This is a genomic window from Cupriavidus basilensis, assembly GCF_008801925.2.
In the GTDB taxonomy this organism is placed as follows: domain Bacteria; phylum Pseudomonadota; class Gammaproteobacteria; order Burkholderiales; family Burkholderiaceae; genus Cupriavidus; species Cupriavidus basilensis.
The window spans coordinates 267,127-282,689 of record NZ_CP062806.1; the positions used below are offsets into that span (position 1 = coordinate 267,127).

Here is a 15,563-nt window from a genome sequence, read left to right on the forward strand (position 1 = left end):
AAACGTTCCGACACACAGCGATGAGTCGCGGGCTGGGCTCATCGTTCTGTGGTTCGGAGGGCAGGAATTATGCGAAACATCGACGAAGACACCATTACGCCGGCGGTACTCGCGGCGATGGCGAAGTGTGGGAACGACAGGCTACTGACCGTGATGAACAGTCTGGTCCGGCATTTGCACGCCTTTGCACGGGATGTCAGGCTAACCGAAGAGGAATGGCACCAGGCGATCGGCTTCCTCACCGACGTGGGCCATATCACCGACGATCGGCGGCAGGAGTTTGTGCTGCTGTCCGATGTGCTCGGACTCTCGATGCTCGTGACGGCGCAGAACAACCGCAAGCCGGCGACATGTACGGAGGCCACGGTGCTGGGGCCGTTCTTCGTCAACGGATCACCGGGGTATGAGAACGGCGAGGACCTGTCCAACGGCGCCAAGGGACGGCCGTGCCTTGTCTCGGGGCGGGTGATCGGCCTGCAAGGCGAACCCGTGGCGGGCGCGGAACTTGAAGTCTGGCAATCGGATGAAGATGGCTTCTACGACGTTCAGTATGGCGACCCACAGGAAGCGGGCTCCGGGCATCAGGCGCGTGGGCATCTGCGCACGCTGCCGGACGGACGCTTTCATTTCCGGTCCATTCTTCCGGAGGCGTATCCGATCCCGCATGACGGTCCGGTAGGGCGCCTGCTCGATGCTCTCGGGCGGCACCCGTGGCGGCCCGCGCACCTGCATTTCTGGATCAAGGCCCCTGGGTACGAACCACTGATCACGCATCTGTTCCGCAACGAGGACCAGTACTTGGACTCAGATGCCGTGTTTGGCGTGCGCTCGTCGCTTGTCGTGGACTGGGTCGAGCATCCTCCGGGGATCGCGCCGGATGGCACGGAAATGACCTCGGTGTTCCATACGCTCGACTACGAATTTGTTCTCAACCCAGTGAGGCAGGGCCAATAACCCGGTCGCGTCGAGACAGTGTCGATTTCTGAATTCATCTATAACGGCCGCGGCACCCGCGTCGTGTTTGGAAGCGGGGCGCTCGCCCATGTCGGGCGCGAGATGCGCGAGTTGAACGTGCGCCGCGCGTTGATCCTTTCCGGGCGGGACCAGGCCACGCTTGTCGAATCGGTGACGGCGGAATTGGGCGCGGCGGCCGCCGGCGTCTTCGATCGCGCCACCATGCACGTGCCGGCAGCCGTCGTCGCGGAAGCGTGCTCTACGGCGCCTGGTTCTGTGGTGCGGTGCTCGGCAGCGTCGGGATGGCGCCGCATCACAAGCTGTGCCACACGCTTGGCGGAAGCTTCAATCTTCCCCACGCCGAGACCCACACGGTGGTCCTGTCGCACGCGCTGGCGTACAACGCCGATGCCGCACCCGTCGCCATGCAGCGCATTGCGAAGGCAATGAATCACGAAAGCGCTGCCCAAGGCTTGTATGCGCTGGCGCGGGATAGCGGCGCGCCAGTGGCATTGAAAGCGTTGGGCATGGACGAAAGCCGACTCGATAGTGCAGCCGACCTTGCCTGCACCAACGTCTACTGGAATCCCCGGCCACTAGAGCGGCAAGCTATCCGTGCGTTGTCGCAGGATGCCTTCGAAGGAAGGGCGCCGACCCGCTAGAGCGGGCGCAGCCCATAAGCCACCTCACTGCAGTCTGGAGACACGTATGAAGAAGCAATTCGAGGCGCTCCGGCATGAGGCCGACGCGATCCTGCCCATCAATGGGTTTTCCCATGTAAAGGGCGACACCACCGTGCCGCTCAGCGAACAGACCATACCGGCTTTGCTGTCGGAAACGGTCCGGCAGCACGGCGAGCGTCCGGCTGTCGTTTTCCGCGAGCAGGGTATTCGCTGGAGTTGGCGGGAGTTCGCCGACGAGGTGGACGCCATGGCTGAAGGTCTTCATGCGCTCGGCCTGCGCCGAGGTGACCGCGTCGGTATCTGGTCGCCGAATCGCGTCGAGTGGACGTTGACGCAGTTCGCCACGGCGCGCCTGGGACTGGTGCTGGTCAATATCAATCCGGCCTATCGACTGGCTGAACTCGAGTATGCGCTGAACAAGGTCGGCTGCAAGGCGATCGTCGCCCCGGAGTCCTTCAAGATGTCCCGCTATCTGGAGATGCTGCAGACCATCGCACCGGAACTGCAGCGCTGCGAGCCGGGCGCATTGCACGCGGAAAGGGTGCCGGCGCTGCGCTGGGTAATCCGCATGGAAGACGTTGCCACGCCCGGCATGCTGACCTTCAGGGACGTGATTGCCCGGGGCAAAGGTGTCGGTATCGCCGAACTGGATGCCATCTCCGCAACGCTTGACTCGCACGATCCCATCAACGTCCAGTTCACAAGCGGCACGACCGGCGCGCCGAAGGGTGCGACGCTGACTCACCGGAACATCATCAACAATGCCCTCTTCGTAGGCGGGGCGATGAAACTGGCCGAGGAAGACCGGTTGTGCATCCCGGTACCGCTCTATCACTGCTTCGGCATGGTGATGTCCGTGCTGGTATGCACGATGACGGGTGCCTGCATGGTCTTTCCCGGAGAAGCGTTCGATCCCGCTGCAACGATGGCTGCCGTTAGCGACGAGCATTGCACAGCGCTGCACGGGGTGCCCACCATGTTCATCGCTCAGCTCGATCACCCGGACTTCGCACGGTACGACTTTTCGAGCCTGCGCACGGGCATTATGGCGGGCGCCCCCTGTCCCATCGAGATCATGAAGCGCGTGGTCGCGGACATGCATATGACGGAGATCACCATCGCATACGGCATGACGGAAACCAGCCCGGTCTCGTTCCAGAGCGCTACTGACGAGCCGCTCGACAAGCGCGTCTCCACGGTGGGCCGCGTGCTGCCGCATCTGGAGTGCAAGGTGGTGGATACGGATGGCCAGATCGTGCCAGTGGGCGCTACGGGCGAGCTGTGTACGCGGGGCTATTCGGTGATGCTTGGCTATTGGGACGACGACGCGCGCACGAATGAATCGATCCGTGATGGCTGGATGCACACCGGAGACCTCGCCACGATCGATGAGGACGGATACTGCAATATCGTCGGCCGGGTCAAGGACATGCTGATCCGCGGCGGTGAGAACGTCTACCCTCGCGAAATCGAGGAATTCTTGTTCCGGCACCCGAAAGTGCAGTCGGTGCAGGTGTTCGGCGTGCCTGACGCCCGGTATGGCGAGGAAATCTGTGCGTGGATCGTCCCCCGGAAGGGGCAGGGCGCTACCGAGGACGAGATCCGCGACTTCTGCCGGGGCCAGATCGCCCATTACAAGATCCCGCGCTATATCCGGTTCGTCGAGGAGATGCCGATGACGGTCACGGGCAAGGTACAGAAGTTCGCCATGCGCGAGACCATGATCCGTGAACTCAACCTCGCGGAAAGCAGGACGGCGTGATGCCGGCGGGTCGAAGGGCGCCGCGATGCCGATCGCCGAACGGCGGCATGGCAGCCGCCGGGAGAGCACCATGACAGGTAGCGCAAGTGCACCAGTGATCTCGACGATCGAAGATGGCGTGGGCATCGTCACACTGAACCGACCCGATAACCGCAATGCCATCGACCGCGATCTGGCGTCGGGATGGGCCCGCGAGATCGGTCGAGTGGTCGAGCATGCCGGTGTTCGCGCCATCGTGCTGCGCGCAGCAGGCCCGGCCTTCAGTGTGGGCGGCGATCTCGCGTTTTTCGGCGAGCACCTGGGCCCGGCCCTGGCGCCACTGCTGGGCGAAGTCATCGATCTCCTGAATGTGGCCGTCCAGCAATTGCGAGACTCGGAAAAACCGGTGATCAGTGCGGTGCAGGGTGCGCTGGCCGGCGGTGGTATCGGCATGGCGCTCTGTGCCGACGTGGTGATCGCGAGCAGCAGCCTCAAGCTTCGCGGTAGCTATGCCGCCATCGGCCTGTCACCGGATGCGGGGGCGTCATGCTTTCTGGCCGAGCGTGTCGGGGATGCGCAGACGTGTGCATTGTTCATGACCAATCGTACAGTGGGCGCAGACGAATGTGCGGCATTGGGCATCGTCGACCGCCTCGTTCCGACCGATGCCCTTCACCGCGAAGCACATGACCTTGCGCAGCAGCTCGCGCAAATGTCGGGCTCCTCCATCCGCACCATCAAGTCGCTCTGCAAGCCGCTACGCGGCTTTGCCCTTGCAGCCAGATTGCAAGCGGAGCGAGATGGAATGCTGCGTAGCGCCAGGCATGAAGACGCCGCAGAAGGGATCGGCGCATTCATGACGAAACGCAAGCCGGTCTTCGGCAAGACGTCATGACTGCTTGGGCCGGAAGCGCTTGGCGGGTCGTCCTCCCAATACACGAAAATCACACGCTCGTAGCCAACCGATGTATGTCCGTCGGCGTCAGGATGGCTCTCGGCGGCACACCACGACGCACGGTGTTGAGCATGGCGTCGCCGACGATTCCAGTGGTCAGCACACTGGCCGGTGAAATGCGGCGCGCTAGCACGAGAAGCGGCTTGAAGACCATGTACATCCAGCGATAGCTGGCGGTACGCGACTGGATGCCGTCCTCGGGAATAATCGCAGTGGGCCGGAAGATGGTCACCTGGCGGAACGCCAGGCGCTGCAAAGCGTTCTCGGTCTGTCCGCGGACCCGCGCCCACATGGTCTTGCCCTGTTCGCTGCTATCGGCGCCGGCTCCGGAGACGTACACCATGGTCATGTCGGGACTGCGTCGAAGCAGTTGCTCGGCAACGTGGAGCGTGAGGTCATGGGTCACTGCACGGTAGGCGGCCTCGGTCATGCCAAAAGACGAAACACCCGCGCAAAAAAAGCACGCATCGGCACTGGAGAACACGTCGTCTGCCGCTTCGAAGCCTGCGAGATCCGGCACGATGAAGAACTTGAGCCGCGGGTCAGCGTATCCGGGCAGCGCGCGCCGCCCGATCACGATGATTTCGGTGACATCATCAGCTTTCAGGCAGGCACGCAAGACACCCTGGCCAATCATGCCGGTCGCTCCGATCAGGACGATGCGCATGAGCATACTCCGATGGTGATTCTCATTGAACCTGCCCCGACGCCACCATCAAGGTCTTGGGCTCCAGGTACGCACCGATGCCCCATTTCCCCATCTCGCGCCCAAGGCCAGAATACTTGAAGCCACCAAATGGCGCACGCGGCTCGTGGGCGAGCGTGTTGACCAGCACGCGGCCTGCATCGATCTGCCGGGCCACGCGTTCGCAGCGCTTGATGTCCTTGCCGAGCACGATCGCACTCAGCCCGTAGTTCGTGTCGTTGGCGATGGCAATGGCCTCGGCGTCGTCGCTGTACGGAATGATGGTGAGAACAGGCCCAAAGATCTCTTCGCGCGCAATGCGCATCCGGTTATTTGCGTTGGTGAAAATGGTGGGCTTGACGAACCAGCCAGCTTGCAGTCCATCGGGCCTTCCTTCGCCACCGGCCAGCAGCGCGGCGCCTTCTTCGATGCCGATGCGGATGTAGTTCTGCACGCGCTCCCATTGCCTGTGGCTCACCATCGGGCCGATGTCGGTGTCGGCTTCGCGCGGATCGCCGGATTTGACGTGCGCAACCGCTTCCCTTGCAATCTGCTCGAACTCCGCAAGCCGATGGCGCGGCACCAGAATGCGGGTGCCGGCGATACAGGCCTGGCCGCTGTTGAGGAAGCCCGCGCCAAGCACGAGCGGCATGACGGCGCCAAAGTCCGCGTCATCGAGCACCACTGTAGGAGATTTGCCGCCCAGTTCCAGCGTCACACGCTTCATGGTGGCGGACCCCGCGCTCAGCAGATGCTGGCCCACTGCGGAAGAGCCTGTGAACGAGATCTTGGCAATTCCGGGGTTGCGCGCGATCTCTTCGCCGACCATGTCGCCACGGCCATTGACGATGTTGAACACGCCCGGGGGCAGGCCGGCCTCGTGCAGTGCCTCGGCCACGATCTGTGTCTGCATCGCGCTCATCTCGCTGGGCTTGATGACTGCGGTGCATCCTGCGGCCAGCGCCGTTGCCAACTTGTTGCAAATAAAGCCTGCGTTGCTATTCCAGGGCGTGATCAGGCCCGCGACGCCAACGGGCGTCATCACGACATGTGCGGCGCCTGCGCGCTCTTCGAACTCGAACGAATCCAACGCATCGATGGCCTGTGCAATAGTCTGGGCCGGATACTCCGTCATCCAGCGTGAGCGCACGGACGGCGCGCCATATTCGGTCACAATGGCCTCCATCAGGTCATCCTCACGCGCAACGATGGCCCGGTGCATGCGCCGGAGCGCCTCGATCCGTTCCTCGCGCGTGGTGCGTGACCAGGCAGGGAACACTGCCTGGGCCGCTGCGATGGCGCGCCGTGCATCCTGCTCATCGCCAAGGCGCACCTGGCCAATCACTGCTTCGGTGCTCGGGTTGTACAGATCAAACCATTCCTGGCCATGCGGCGTGACGAATTCGCCGTTGATATAGATGTGTTCAATGCGTTGCATGTCTATCCCTTTGGTATGACGGGTGGGGCGCAGGCGGAGCGGCAACTTCGTCTTGCGTTCCGGCTGCAATGCAGTTTAGGAATAGGTTATTGTTTTGATAAGTCGTCTTATTGAAGATGACGTATCCAGGAAATCAGGACAATCTATGCACCGCACAGGAATGACCGAGCTTGAAGTAGTTCTGGCCGTTGCGCGCCGCAGCAGTTTTCGTGGCGCGGCGTTGGAGCTTGGAATGTCGGCCACGGCGGTGAGCAGCGCCGTCGCTAGCCTGGAGGCACGGCTCAAGGTGCGCCTCTTCAACCGCTCGACACGTAGCGTTGCCCTGACCGATGCCGGCCAGCGCTACGTGGAACGCATCGCACCGGCACTTGCGGAAATCCAGCGGGCCAACGAGGAGGCTGCCACCGAGCCTGACGCGCCCAGCGGCACGCTGCGCATCAACGCACCGCAGGGGGTGGCCTCCTTGTTGCTGGAGCCGATTTTTCATCAGTACGCACTGCGTTACCCTCAGGTACGCATCGACATCGTCAGCGAGTCACGTCTGATCGATATCGTCGCCGAGGGCTTCGATGCGGGGATCCGTCTCGCCGAATCCGTACCGCAGGACATGATTGCCGTGCCGCTCTCCCGTGACCTCCGCATGCTAGTCGTGGCAACGCCCGATTACCTGAAGTGCAACGGCACGCCCAGGCATCCGCGCGATCTGCTCAAGCATCAGAGCATCGGCATGCGCATGTCGCACGGCGGCATCTATCACTGGGAACTGGAGCATAAGGGGCAGAAGGTGCGGATGGACCTGCCCGTGCGCATGACCCTCAACGAGATGCTGGCCATCAAGCAGGCAGTGCTGCTCGGGCTCGGCATCGGCTTCATCTCGGAATGGTTCGTTGAAGAAGAAGTCAAGTCTGGGGCGTTGGTACCTGTGCTCACTCCCTGGTGCCAACCGTTTGGCGGCCTCAGGCTTTACTACTCAGGCCACAGGTTCGTGCCCACGCGATTGCGCGCACTGGTCGAATTGGTTCGTGAGCTAGCGCTGGGGGAAGGCCACTTCGCCGGGATTCAAACGGGATAGTCGGTCAACCTGGCTTACTGTACGGCTGCCGGAATGCGCTCGGCGAGGAAATCAATGAAGGCACGAGCCGACTGCCGTCCCCGGAAGCGCCAAGGGCGCGCAGATTGCAGCAATGTTGGTCGTCAGCGGCTAGCTGACAACCGGCGGCTTCGGCCGATAAGGAGCCGATCGCCGACAAGGTGGCGGACGGTTCTTCCCAGCTGTGGGTTCAACCTGTCGGGCTGTGTGAGCGGGGGGCAAGCGCCGATGAGCAACGGCCTCCTTACGATGAGGCCTTTCGGGCATTCACGAAGATCCGCAGCCCCAAAACTGCAAAGCTAGCGGAGCAAGGTCAGGTCTTTGCACGCGGGCTGCTCGCCACCGATCCTGAAACCTGCCGCATGCGCAACGAGCGGGCCAAGGCGTCCGATCCTGTGCATGACGTGCAGGTCTTGGCCGCCGGATGGGGACAGGGCCTGCCAATGCCAAGCTGCACCGACAGCACGCCAGCGCAAGGGGGGGCTTCGGCAGCCTGTACCGTATTGAATGTGAAGGACGTGCGCTAGATGTCCTTCATCGGGCTTTATGCAAACGTTTCTTTCCATCCATCCAGTCAGCTCCCATGCAGGCATCTGCCGGTAAGCGCTGCATAGCAAACATTGGTCATTGGAACTCGAACGGCGGCAACGGGTCGGAAAGGCGTCTCCGGCCATTGGCTAACCCAGCGGCTGCTACGGGTCCGGTATCGACACAACCCGACGTTCTAATCACAGCACACCCACGATCGATCGGGCGTCGGCAAATTGACAACTTAGAGCACTCGCAGGGGATTCCGCCAATTCGTAGCGGCACGGTAGTCGCGCGGCCTGACGCCCACTTGGCGGCGAAACACTGTCGCGAAGTGGCTATGGCTGCTGAAGCCACATTGCAGGGCAATATCCACCAGCGGTGCCGACGTATCTCGCAGTAAGCTCTTGGCCCGCTCGATGCGCGCTCGCAGCACGAACTGGTGCGGTGGCACACCGAACGTGCGCTTGAAGCGGCGCGCAAAACCGTGCACATCCAGTTGTACCAGCCGCGCGAGGTCAGCCAGCCGCAAGTCCTCATCTAACTGGTCCAGCAGGTACGTGCGCACGCGTTCCTGCTCGATTTCTGACAGGCCTTCAGCGCGCGCTGGCGCGGCCGAGCGCGTCGCATAGTGGCGTGCCAGGTGCGCGTTGAGCGCCGCTTCGATGGCCTCGCCATACATGGGGCCAGCCGGATAGTTGTCGCGGACATCCTGCGCCAGCACTCTTGCCACGCTCGCGATGAATGGATCGTCCACTGAAAATTGCGGCACCAGTTCCACCTCTGCCTGCCCCGGCGACATCGTACGCAAGCTTTCGGGTGCCACAGCCATTACCAGGCCACGAAAGTACCCACGCCCATCCGCATCGTACGGTAGCCGCTCGGGATTGATCATCGTGGTCCCGGTACGGTAGAGCCCAGACAGCCGTCGCCGGCCGCTCCATCGCACCGTCGTGTGCGTCGTTTCGCCGATATTGACGATCACGCCGTGACGCGGCAGCACGACATCATTTACCTCGCCCGCGTTGCCCTCCCATTGCTCCAACCGCAACCCGGACCAGCGATTGTGGTCCTGCAACGTGACGGCATCTGGAGTGAATGCCGCGCTCTGTCCCGTACGGGCATCCACGTACTCGTAGGCAGTCTGCATCACACGCGATCTCCTCGTTGGCCCGCACGTTCCTGCAGTTTTCTGCAAGCCTGCGCTTTTATGGAAGCGTGCCAGCGTGGGAGTGCCTAGCATGCGTCCTGCGGCCCTCGAAGGCCGCCTGAAAAGCATAACAGGAGACAGAATGAACCGGATACTCGGGATTTGCACCACCGCTCTGCTTGCGGCCATGGCCCTTGGTGCCGCCGCGCTGGTTGCCGCATGCGGTGGTTCAGATGGCGATAGCGCCAACGCCAAGCCACAAGCGGCTAACGATCTGGTCGTCCAGACACTTTCTTCGCCTCCGAACTTCGTCACGGCCGGCGCGGCCCTGGTTCAGATCGGCTTGCCTACTGGCATTACGGCTGGCAGCGCGACGAGCGTCAGCGTCAATGGCAAGCCAATTGACGCGACGCTGGTGTCGGGCCCGCGTCCGAACACCCTGATCGGCGTGGTCCAGGGTCTGCCCGATGGCACCAGCACCGTGGCCGTGAGCACCACCGACGCGCAGGGCGGGACTCACACGGGCAGCCTGTCGGTCAGCAACACCACGCGCACCAGCGGCGTGCTGGTGCCACCGGTCACGCCACTGATCTGTCGTACCGCCGAACTGGGCCTTGGTGCGCCGGTCGACGCTGACTGCAACGCGCCAGTCAGCTATTCCTACCTGTACCGCTCAACGGACCCGGTCAAGACCGTCCTGCAGCCCTATGACCCCGCGCATCCGCCATCCGACATGGCGCAAACCACCACCGACGCCGGCGTCACTGTACCCTTCATCGTTCGTAACGAGCGAGGCGTGATCGGCCGCTGGGTCTACGACATAGCGATCCTGTTCAACCCTGCCAAACCATGGAGCGCCACAGCGCCGCAAGCAGCATGGAATCACAAGGTGTTCTGGCGCTTTGGCGGTGGTTGCACCCCGGGCCATGTCCAATCCGCGAACTCCGCACAGGCTGTGGACAACAGCTATAACGCGCTCGGGCGCGGATTCGCGGTGGCCACCTCAGGCGCGAGCGTGCTCGGCAACCACTGTGACACGAACCTTTCCGCAGAGGCGGTACTGACCGTTAAGGCTCATCTCGCGGTCAACTATGGCTATATCCGCTACACGTTCAGCGACGGCAGCTCCGGCGGTTCCATTCAGCAGCACGCGTTGGCCAACAACTACCCCGGCCTGCTGAACGGCATCATCATGTCCGGCACATCGTTTCCCGACGGTCTGTCGATCGGTGGTGAGTTTGCCGACTGTCACCTGTTGCGCAACTACTTCAACAACACGGCGGTGGCGTTGTGGACTGACACTGCACAGCAAGCCGCCGTCATGGGCAAGCCGGATCTGTCGACCTGCATTTCGGTCGACACCAACTTCTTTGGTCTCGGGGCCGCATTCTCGAGCCTGGTGTACGACCCGACTGTCGGTTGCCTTCTCCCGGACAATGCCTCTCCGCCCACCTTCAGCGGTACAATGCCCGCCCCTGGGATCTACGATCCGGTCAGCAACCGCCAAGGCGTGCGCTGCACCTTCCAGGACGGCCTCGTGGCGATCTTCGGCAAGCGCGCCGACGGCTTCGCCAACCGGCCATTTGACAGCGTCGGGGTCCAGTATGGATTAGCCGCCCTAAGATCTGGAGCGATTACGCCAGCGCAGTTCATCGATCTCAATCAGCGCATTGGCGGATTGGACGTCGATGGCGGATATCAGTCAGCACGCTCTGCCGCCGACACCGATGCGCTGCCGGCCGCCTATCTGAGCGGACAGGTCGTTGACGGAAAATCCCTAGGCAACGTGCCCATCATTGCCTGGCAGAGCTATAACAACCAGATATTTCATGACAGCTTCTACAACTGGCAGGTCCGTGCCCGCCTGACGGCCGCTAACGGCAATGCCGACAACCAGGTCATCTGGACTTTCCAGGGCAATCCCGGCAGCTTTCCGCAGGACGCGTTCAGCCAGATGGATCAGTGGCTCGGCAAGCTGGAAGCCGATACCTCGTCCGACAGCCAGTCCGTCAAGGTGATGCGCGCCCGTCCCGCCGCGACTGTGGACGCCTGTCTGATCGGCGGAACGAAAGTCACTGACGCGGCAATGTGCTTGAGCACCTACCCCAACTTCAGCGATCCACGCATCGTCGCGGGCGCGGATCTGGCCAATCTGGCGCTCAAGTGTCAGCTCAAGCCGGTCGACCTGGCCGACTACGCCGGCAAGCTCTCCGCCACAGACGTGGACACAGTACGCGCCCTGTTCCCACAAGGGGTATGTGACTACAGCAAGCCCGGCGTCGGCCAACAGCCGGTGCGCACGTGGTCCACGTGGATAGTTGCCGCGTAGATTGCCGGTCAGGCACGTGGCGCGGAGACACGGAAGCAAAACCCCAACTTGACTCACTGGGACACCCATCGAATATGCCGCATACGAAGACCAGATTTATAGGGAAGACCTAGCAATGACGCAACACACAATCGATCCGGAAAGCCAACGACGCCGCGTTGTACTCATCACCGGAGCATCGGGAGGCCTCGGCAAGGCGACAGTAGACCAATTCGAGTCGAGGGGCTGGTCCGTCGCGGCAACGGCGCGCGATCCACACAATCTGAATCAGTGGAAGGGTGCCAGCAACATTCTCGGCGTCCATCTTGACCTCTCCGACCACGCATCGATCGATAACGCCGTCGCCGACGTGGAGGAGCGATTCGGCCGCATCGATGTCCTGGTCAACAACGCAGGAAGCGGACTGGCCGGCTCGCTGGAAGCGATGAGCCTCCCGGCTTTACAGAAGCACTTTGAAGCAAACGTTGTCGGCACGCTTGCCGTGACGAAGGCGGTATTACCCGGGATGCGGCGCAGACGCGCTGGGGCGATTGTCAACGTCACGTCGATTGCCGGTCGGCTCGGACTCCCATTCATGGCCCCATATGTGATGGCGAAGTTCGCCTTGGAAGGCATGGCGGAATCCCTTCGCTACGAGCTCGCGCCGTTCGGCATCAAAGTCAGGCTCGTTGAGCCCTCCGGCATCAGGACCAATTTCGGGCACGCGTGGATTTCGAATGCCCCCTATGAACATGAGATTGCCGCGCTCCAACAGCACATGGCTCATGGCATGAACAAGGCCATGCCACCCGAAAAAGTCGCCCGCGTCGTCTATCGCGCGTCGGTCAGCACAGGCCCGGCATTCCGGTTTCCCACGCACGATGCGAGGGCGTTACTGCTGATCAAGGCGTTGCTGCCTGACCCGATCATGCAGTCATTGATGCGCGCGTCGCTGTTGAAGGCACGTCCTTCCTGACATGATCATCGCGCATTGAACGCAGGATGGATTTGCCAGCACCCCATGGTTTGTTGTCGTCCTTCAGTCAATCACTTTCCGGAGTAAGAAATGAAGCTCTCCTCGCAATTCTGCCGGTTTGCCGCAGTGGCAGCCTTGTCCGTCACCGTCCTCTGCGCACATGCCGCGGATGCCGCGCCAATCAAGAACATCGTCCTGGTTCATGGATTCTTTGCAGACGGCTCCGGATGGCAAGCGGTGGCGAAAGTCCTGACACGCCATGGCTATAAGGTTTCCGTGGTACAGGAACCGGAAACGTCCTTCGAGGACGACGTGAAGGCGACCACCCGTGTCATTGAAGCGCAGGACGGTCCATCCATTCTCGTTGGCCACAGCTATGGCGGCGCCGTGATCACTGAGGCAGGCAACCACGACAACGTCGCCGGGCTCGTCTATGTCGCGGCGTTCCAGCCCGATACGGGAGAAAGCCCCCTTGAACTGACAAAGAAGATGCCTCCCGCGACCAAGGCCATCAAGGCGACCCAGGATGGCTACCTGTACTTCGACGAAACCTTGTTTCACGCAGATTTCGCTGCAGATGTGCCTGCCGCACAAGCGAGCTTCATGGCGATCTCCCAGGTAACGCCAGCGGCCAAGTCCTTCGGCGTTCCGATCTCACAGGCCGCGTGGAGAACAAAACCCAGTTGGGCAATCGTTGCCACCGCTGACCGTGCCATCAATCCTGACCTGGAACGCTTCATGACCAAGCGCGCGGGAAGCAAGACAACCGAGATCCACTCCAGCCATGTTGCCTACATATCACACCCAGAAACAGTCGCGAAGCTTATCGAACGGGCCGCAACACAGTCTGGCAAATCGCAATAGATCATGTGTCGCCGCCGCGGTCCATAGTTCGCCGAGGCGGCATGGCTTTGTTTTGCCGAAGGAGTCAAGTCAGGCGCGAAACGACCGTTTCCGGCCCTGATACCGACAATGGGCCTTCGGTCTGATGACTGGTCGCTCAGGGTCGGTAAGAGGCGGAGGGCAGCCGGGTGGTAGGGCACGATAACGAGCAATTCGCAGAGGGGGCAACGTCGAGGTTTTACTCGGGGGCGTCACCGAAGACCCGGATGGCCAGGTCGTGCTCGAATTTGGTCGACCAAGAATCACGAGACCCTGCTGCATAGTGCATCAGAGTGCCTGTCTCTGGTCTCAGTACGCTGACCAGGCGAACCTGTTTCTCGGTCATGTCCCAGACGCTGAAGTCAGCCGCGATCAATCCGTATCGACGGCAAGCGCTGGTAAAGGCATCGCGCTCCGCGGTAGGAAACGCCTCAAGGGTTGCCATGACAAATTCTCCAATCGACTAGCCAGCCAGCTTGCGGATGGCCGTACCAATTTGTTGCACCTTTCTAGTATCGGCGTACTCCGCCCACGGATCGACGTAGCCGGCGGCGTCTACGCGCTGCAGGGCGGTCCGGATCGTCCAATGATCGCCCGCTGTCAGTTCCTCCAGTTCCTGCCAGGATACCGGCACGGAAACCCCGAGACCTGGCCGTGCGCGCGCAGAGAATGCGGACACCGTCGTCGCACCTTGGCCGTTGCGCAGGTAGTCGATGTAGACCTTACCCGCCAACAACCGATAGCCGTCGAACTTGATCTCATAGACCCATAGTTTGGCGCTGCGCGGCACCGTTGAAGCGAGCGTTGCCGCGCTCTCAAGTTACGAGCGATGCGTCACGCTTGCACCGGACTTTGCTGATGCTCACTTCAACGCAGCCAGAATTTACTGAACGCTTGAACTACAACTATAACTACGATTGCAATTCCCCCCTGCGGGAGGGGGCACTCGTTATGCCGTGGTGCGGGACAAGACCATTGGCTTCGCTTTCAGTTGCTCCTAGCCAAATCGCCCCTTTCCCCATGTGTGGAGAGGGAGCGACAGCCATCGTCATGTCAAACGGCTTTGGCGCATCCTGTCGGCTTCGACCGATGCTGATGGTTTGCCCCGCTCCCGTGCAGCGGATGAGGGCCAGGGGAGAGGGCAGTCGTTCGCCAGGAACGATACGCCACGGCCGACCCGACCCTCTTCCTCAAAACCCATAGCTAACCGAAGCAATCACCCGATTCTCCTGGTGCACGCCATACCGGTTATAACCGCCGATGATCCACTGCACCCCGGCACTAAGGGGAGTCCCCGGGATCGGCGCGGCCAGCGCCAGGGTCAAATGCCGGAAAGCGCCGCTAGAGGGCGTGTTGCCTGCAAAGCAGCCATTGACCACAAAAGCGCTATGCGGCCCGCATGAAGTCCCGGTCAGCGTATCCGTGGTGCCCAGGTATTTGCCCTCCTTCTTGTACGTATAAGCCCCGACCGTCCCGGTAAAGGTAATGCCGTACGGCAGGGTCGTGCTATAGACCAAGGTCCAGTACGTGTCCCCCTTGTTGCCCCATACCACGTCGTTGAGCAGCGTCTGCGCGTTGAGGCTGAACGGACCGTAGCTCAAGCCGAGCTTTGTCTCCAGCGCGTTGGCGTGCGAACCATTGATGTAGTAGTAGCCGGTCAGTCCTGCCGTGTAGCCAAGGTCGCCGATGATCTTGCCGCTGTAGGCGCCATAGAAATCGTTCTCGACCGACTTGGCGCTCTGGAAGCTCGTGATCGAGCGGTCGCTGTAGGAGTTGCCGAGCTGCTGGTACGAGTAGTTGATCATCGACGCCCAATAGCCGATGCTCCAGCCGCTCTCGTGCGCCAAGTCCACGCCCCACTGCAAGGCAGGTATCGAGGATTCCGGCGCGTCGCCGCCGGCGTTGCCCAACGGAGCGCCGTTGCCGTAGGTGGTGGTCGCGCCGCGCAGCACGTAGCGCGATACCGCATCGAGATGGCCGGTGAACGTGTAGGGGCTGGCCGGCTCGGCGGGCTTGGTGGCGCCGGCATCGGCCGGCTGGCCGCTGTCCTGCGCGTGGGCTTGCGTGGCGCAGGCAATCAGCGCGCAGGCGGCGAAGCAAGCCGGCACGGCGCGCCGCAACAATGGACGAAGCGGACGACGGGGAGGCATGCCAGTAGTAGGGGCGAACATGG

Annotated in this window: 13 protein-coding genes and 3 pseudogenes; 10 read left to right on the forward strand and 6 right to left on the reverse strand. The window is 61.9% G+C overall.

Features of this window, described 5'->3' with window-relative positions; all coding sequences use genetic code 11:
* The first annotated feature begins 69 nt into the window (after positions 1-69).
* The 5 genes and pseudogenes from F7R26_RS38810 to F7R26_RS38825 all read left to right on the forward strand — a co-directional run bounded on the left by F7R26_RS38810 (position 70) and on the right by F7R26_RS38825 (position 4,273).
* Complete coding sequence (locus F7R26_RS38810) at positions 70-954, forward strand: intradiol ring-cleavage dioxygenase (RefSeq protein ID WP_150984820.1); 885 nt, start codon at positions 70-72, stop codon at positions 952-954.
* A 102-nt stretch (positions 955-1,056) separates the two neighbouring features.
* Positions 1,057-1,161, forward strand: a pseudogene (locus tag F7R26_RS41915) (hypothetical protein); the annotation flags it as partial.
* 38 nt (positions 1,162-1,199) lie between these two features.
* A pseudogene (locus F7R26_RS38815) lies at positions 1,200-1,616 on the forward strand (dehydroquinate synthase/iron-containing alcohol dehydrogenase family protein); the annotation flags it as partial.
* 46 nt (positions 1,617-1,662) lie between these two features.
* A complete protein-coding gene (locus F7R26_RS38820; RefSeq protein WP_150984821.1) occupies positions 1,663-3,399 on the forward strand; it encodes an AMP-binding protein in 1,737 nt (578 codons plus the stop codon).
* A gap of 25 nt (positions 3,400-3,424) precedes the next feature.
* Positions 3,425-4,273: an enoyl-CoA hydratase/isomerase family protein gene (locus F7R26_RS38825; protein WP_150984822.1), complete on the forward strand. Its 849-nt coding sequence runs from the start codon at positions 3,425-3,427 to the stop codon at positions 4,271-4,273.
* 49 nt (positions 4,274-4,322) lie between these two features.
* Here F7R26_RS38825 and F7R26_RS38830 read toward each other — a convergent pair whose 3' ends face one another.
* Both F7R26_RS38830 and F7R26_RS38835 read right to left on the reverse strand, forming a co-directional pair.
* Positions 4,323-5,000, reverse strand: coding sequence for an NAD-dependent epimerase/dehydratase family protein (locus tag F7R26_RS38830; protein ID WP_150984823.1), 678 nt, complete (start codon positions 4,998-5,000; stop codon positions 4,323-4,325).
* Between the two features lie 22 nt (positions 5,001-5,022).
* Positions 5,023-6,456, reverse strand: a complete 1,434-nt coding sequence (locus F7R26_RS38835; RefSeq protein WP_150984824.1) for an aldehyde dehydrogenase family protein — start codon at positions 6,454-6,456, stop codon at positions 5,023-5,025.
* A gap of 160 nt (positions 6,457-6,616) precedes the next feature.
* Here F7R26_RS38835 and F7R26_RS38840 point away from each other — a divergent pair, with 160 nt between their 5' ends.
* Complete coding sequence (locus tag F7R26_RS38840; protein ID WP_241754829.1) at positions 6,617-7,528, forward strand: LysR family transcriptional regulator; 912 nt, start codon at positions 6,617-6,619, stop codon at positions 7,526-7,528.
* Between the two features lie 266 nt (positions 7,529-7,794).
* Positions 7,795-8,054: pseudogene (locus F7R26_RS41360) on the forward strand (monooxygenase); the annotation flags it as partial.
* A gap of 264 nt (positions 8,055-8,318) precedes the next feature.
* Here F7R26_RS41360 and F7R26_RS38845 read toward each other — a convergent pair.
* The gene (locus F7R26_RS38845) at positions 8,319-9,224 is read right to left on the reverse strand and encodes an AraC family transcriptional regulator (RefSeq protein WP_170301792.1); all 906 of its coding nucleotides are present in this window, start codon (positions 9,222-9,224) and stop codon (positions 8,319-8,321) included.
* A gap of 142 nt (positions 9,225-9,366) precedes the next feature.
* Here F7R26_RS38845 and F7R26_RS38850 point away from each other — a divergent pair, with 142 nt between their 5' ends.
* The 3 genes from F7R26_RS38850 to F7R26_RS38860 all read left to right on the forward strand — a co-directional run bounded on the left by F7R26_RS38850 (position 9,367) and on the right by F7R26_RS38860 (position 13,372).
* Positions 9,367-11,553 carry a DUF6351 family protein gene (locus F7R26_RS38850; RefSeq protein WP_150984827.1) on the forward strand — a complete coding sequence of 729 codons (2,187 nt, stop codon included), beginning with the start codon at positions 9,367-9,369 and terminating at the stop codon, positions 11,551-11,553.
* A 115-nt stretch (positions 11,554-11,668) separates the two neighbouring features.
* Positions 11,669-12,508 carry an SDR family oxidoreductase gene (locus F7R26_RS38855; RefSeq protein WP_150984828.1) on the forward strand — a complete coding sequence of 280 codons (840 nt, stop codon included), beginning with the start codon at positions 11,669-11,671 and terminating at the stop codon, positions 12,506-12,508.
* A 90-nt stretch (positions 12,509-12,598) separates the two neighbouring features.
* Entirely contained in the window at positions 12,599-13,372 is a 774-nt protein-coding gene (locus tag F7R26_RS38860) for an alpha/beta fold hydrolase (protein ID WP_150984829.1), read from the forward strand.
* Positions 13,373-13,589: 217 nt separating this feature from the next.
* Here the strand turns inward: F7R26_RS38860 and F7R26_RS38865 are convergent, their stop codons facing one another.
* From F7R26_RS38865 to F7R26_RS38875, 3 genes are all read right to left on the reverse strand, one after another.
* Complete coding sequence (locus F7R26_RS38865; protein ID WP_150984830.1) at positions 13,590-13,835, reverse strand: hypothetical protein; 246 nt, start codon at positions 13,833-13,835, stop codon at positions 13,590-13,592.
* 18 nt (positions 13,836-13,853) lie between these two features.
* Positions 13,854-14,180, reverse strand: a complete 327-nt coding sequence (ligD, locus tag F7R26_RS38870; protein ID WP_150984831.1) for a non-homologous end-joining DNA ligase LigD — start codon at positions 14,178-14,180, stop codon at positions 13,854-13,856.
* 400 nt (positions 14,181-14,580) lie between these two features.
* Positions 14,581-15,561 (reverse strand): TorF family putative porin, encoded by a 981-nt coding sequence (locus tag F7R26_RS38875; RefSeq protein ID WP_241754830.1) that lies wholly within the window; start codon positions 15,559-15,561, stop codon positions 14,581-14,583.
* Between the last annotated feature and the right edge of the window lie 2 nt (positions 15,562-15,563).

Bases quoted from the DNA above. Each gene is read 5' to 3' on its own strand.
- F7R26_RS38835 (WP_150984824.1), bottom strand. From the start codon at position 6,456: ATGCAACGCATTGAACACATCTATATCAACGGCGAATTCGTCACGCCG.
- F7R26_RS38845 (WP_170301792.1), bottom strand. From the start codon at position 9,224: ATGCAGACTGCCTACGAGTACGTGGATGCCCGTACGGGACAGAGCGCG.
- F7R26_RS38830 (WP_150984823.1), bottom strand. From the start codon at position 5,000: ATGCGCATCGTCCTGATCGGAGCGACCGGCATGATTGGCCAGGGTGTC.
- F7R26_RS38810 (WP_150984820.1), top strand. From the start codon at position 70: ATGCGAAACATCGACGAAGACACCATTACGCCGGCGGTACTCGCGGCG.
- F7R26_RS38840 (WP_241754829.1), top strand. From the start codon at position 6,617: ATGACCGAGCTTGAAGTAGTTCTGGCCGTTGCGCGCCGCAGCAGTTTT.
- F7R26_RS38860 (WP_150984829.1), top strand. From the start codon at position 12,599: ATGAAGCTCTCCTCGCAATTCTGCCGGTTTGCCGCAGTGGCAGCCTTG.
- F7R26_RS38825 (WP_150984822.1), top strand. From the start codon at position 3,425: ATGCCGATCGCCGAACGGCGGCATGGCAGCCGCCGGGAGAGCACCATG.
- F7R26_RS38855 (WP_150984828.1), top strand. From the start codon at position 11,669: ATGACGCAACACACAATCGATCCGGAAAGCCAACGACGCCGCGTTGTA.
- F7R26_RS38865 (WP_150984830.1), bottom strand. From the start codon at position 13,835: ATGGCAACCCTTGAGGCGTTTCCTACCGCGGAGCGCGATGCCTTTACC.
- F7R26_RS38850 (WP_150984827.1), top strand. From the start codon at position 9,367: ATGAACCGGATACTCGGGATTTGCACCACCGCTCTGCTTGCGGCCATG.
- F7R26_RS38875 (WP_241754830.1), bottom strand. From the start codon at position 15,561: ATGTTCGCCCCTACTACTGGCATGCCTCCCCGTCGTCCGCTTCGTCCA.
- F7R26_RS38820 (WP_150984821.1), top strand. From the start codon at position 1,663: ATGAAGAAGCAATTCGAGGCGCTCCGGCATGAGGCCGACGCGATCCTG.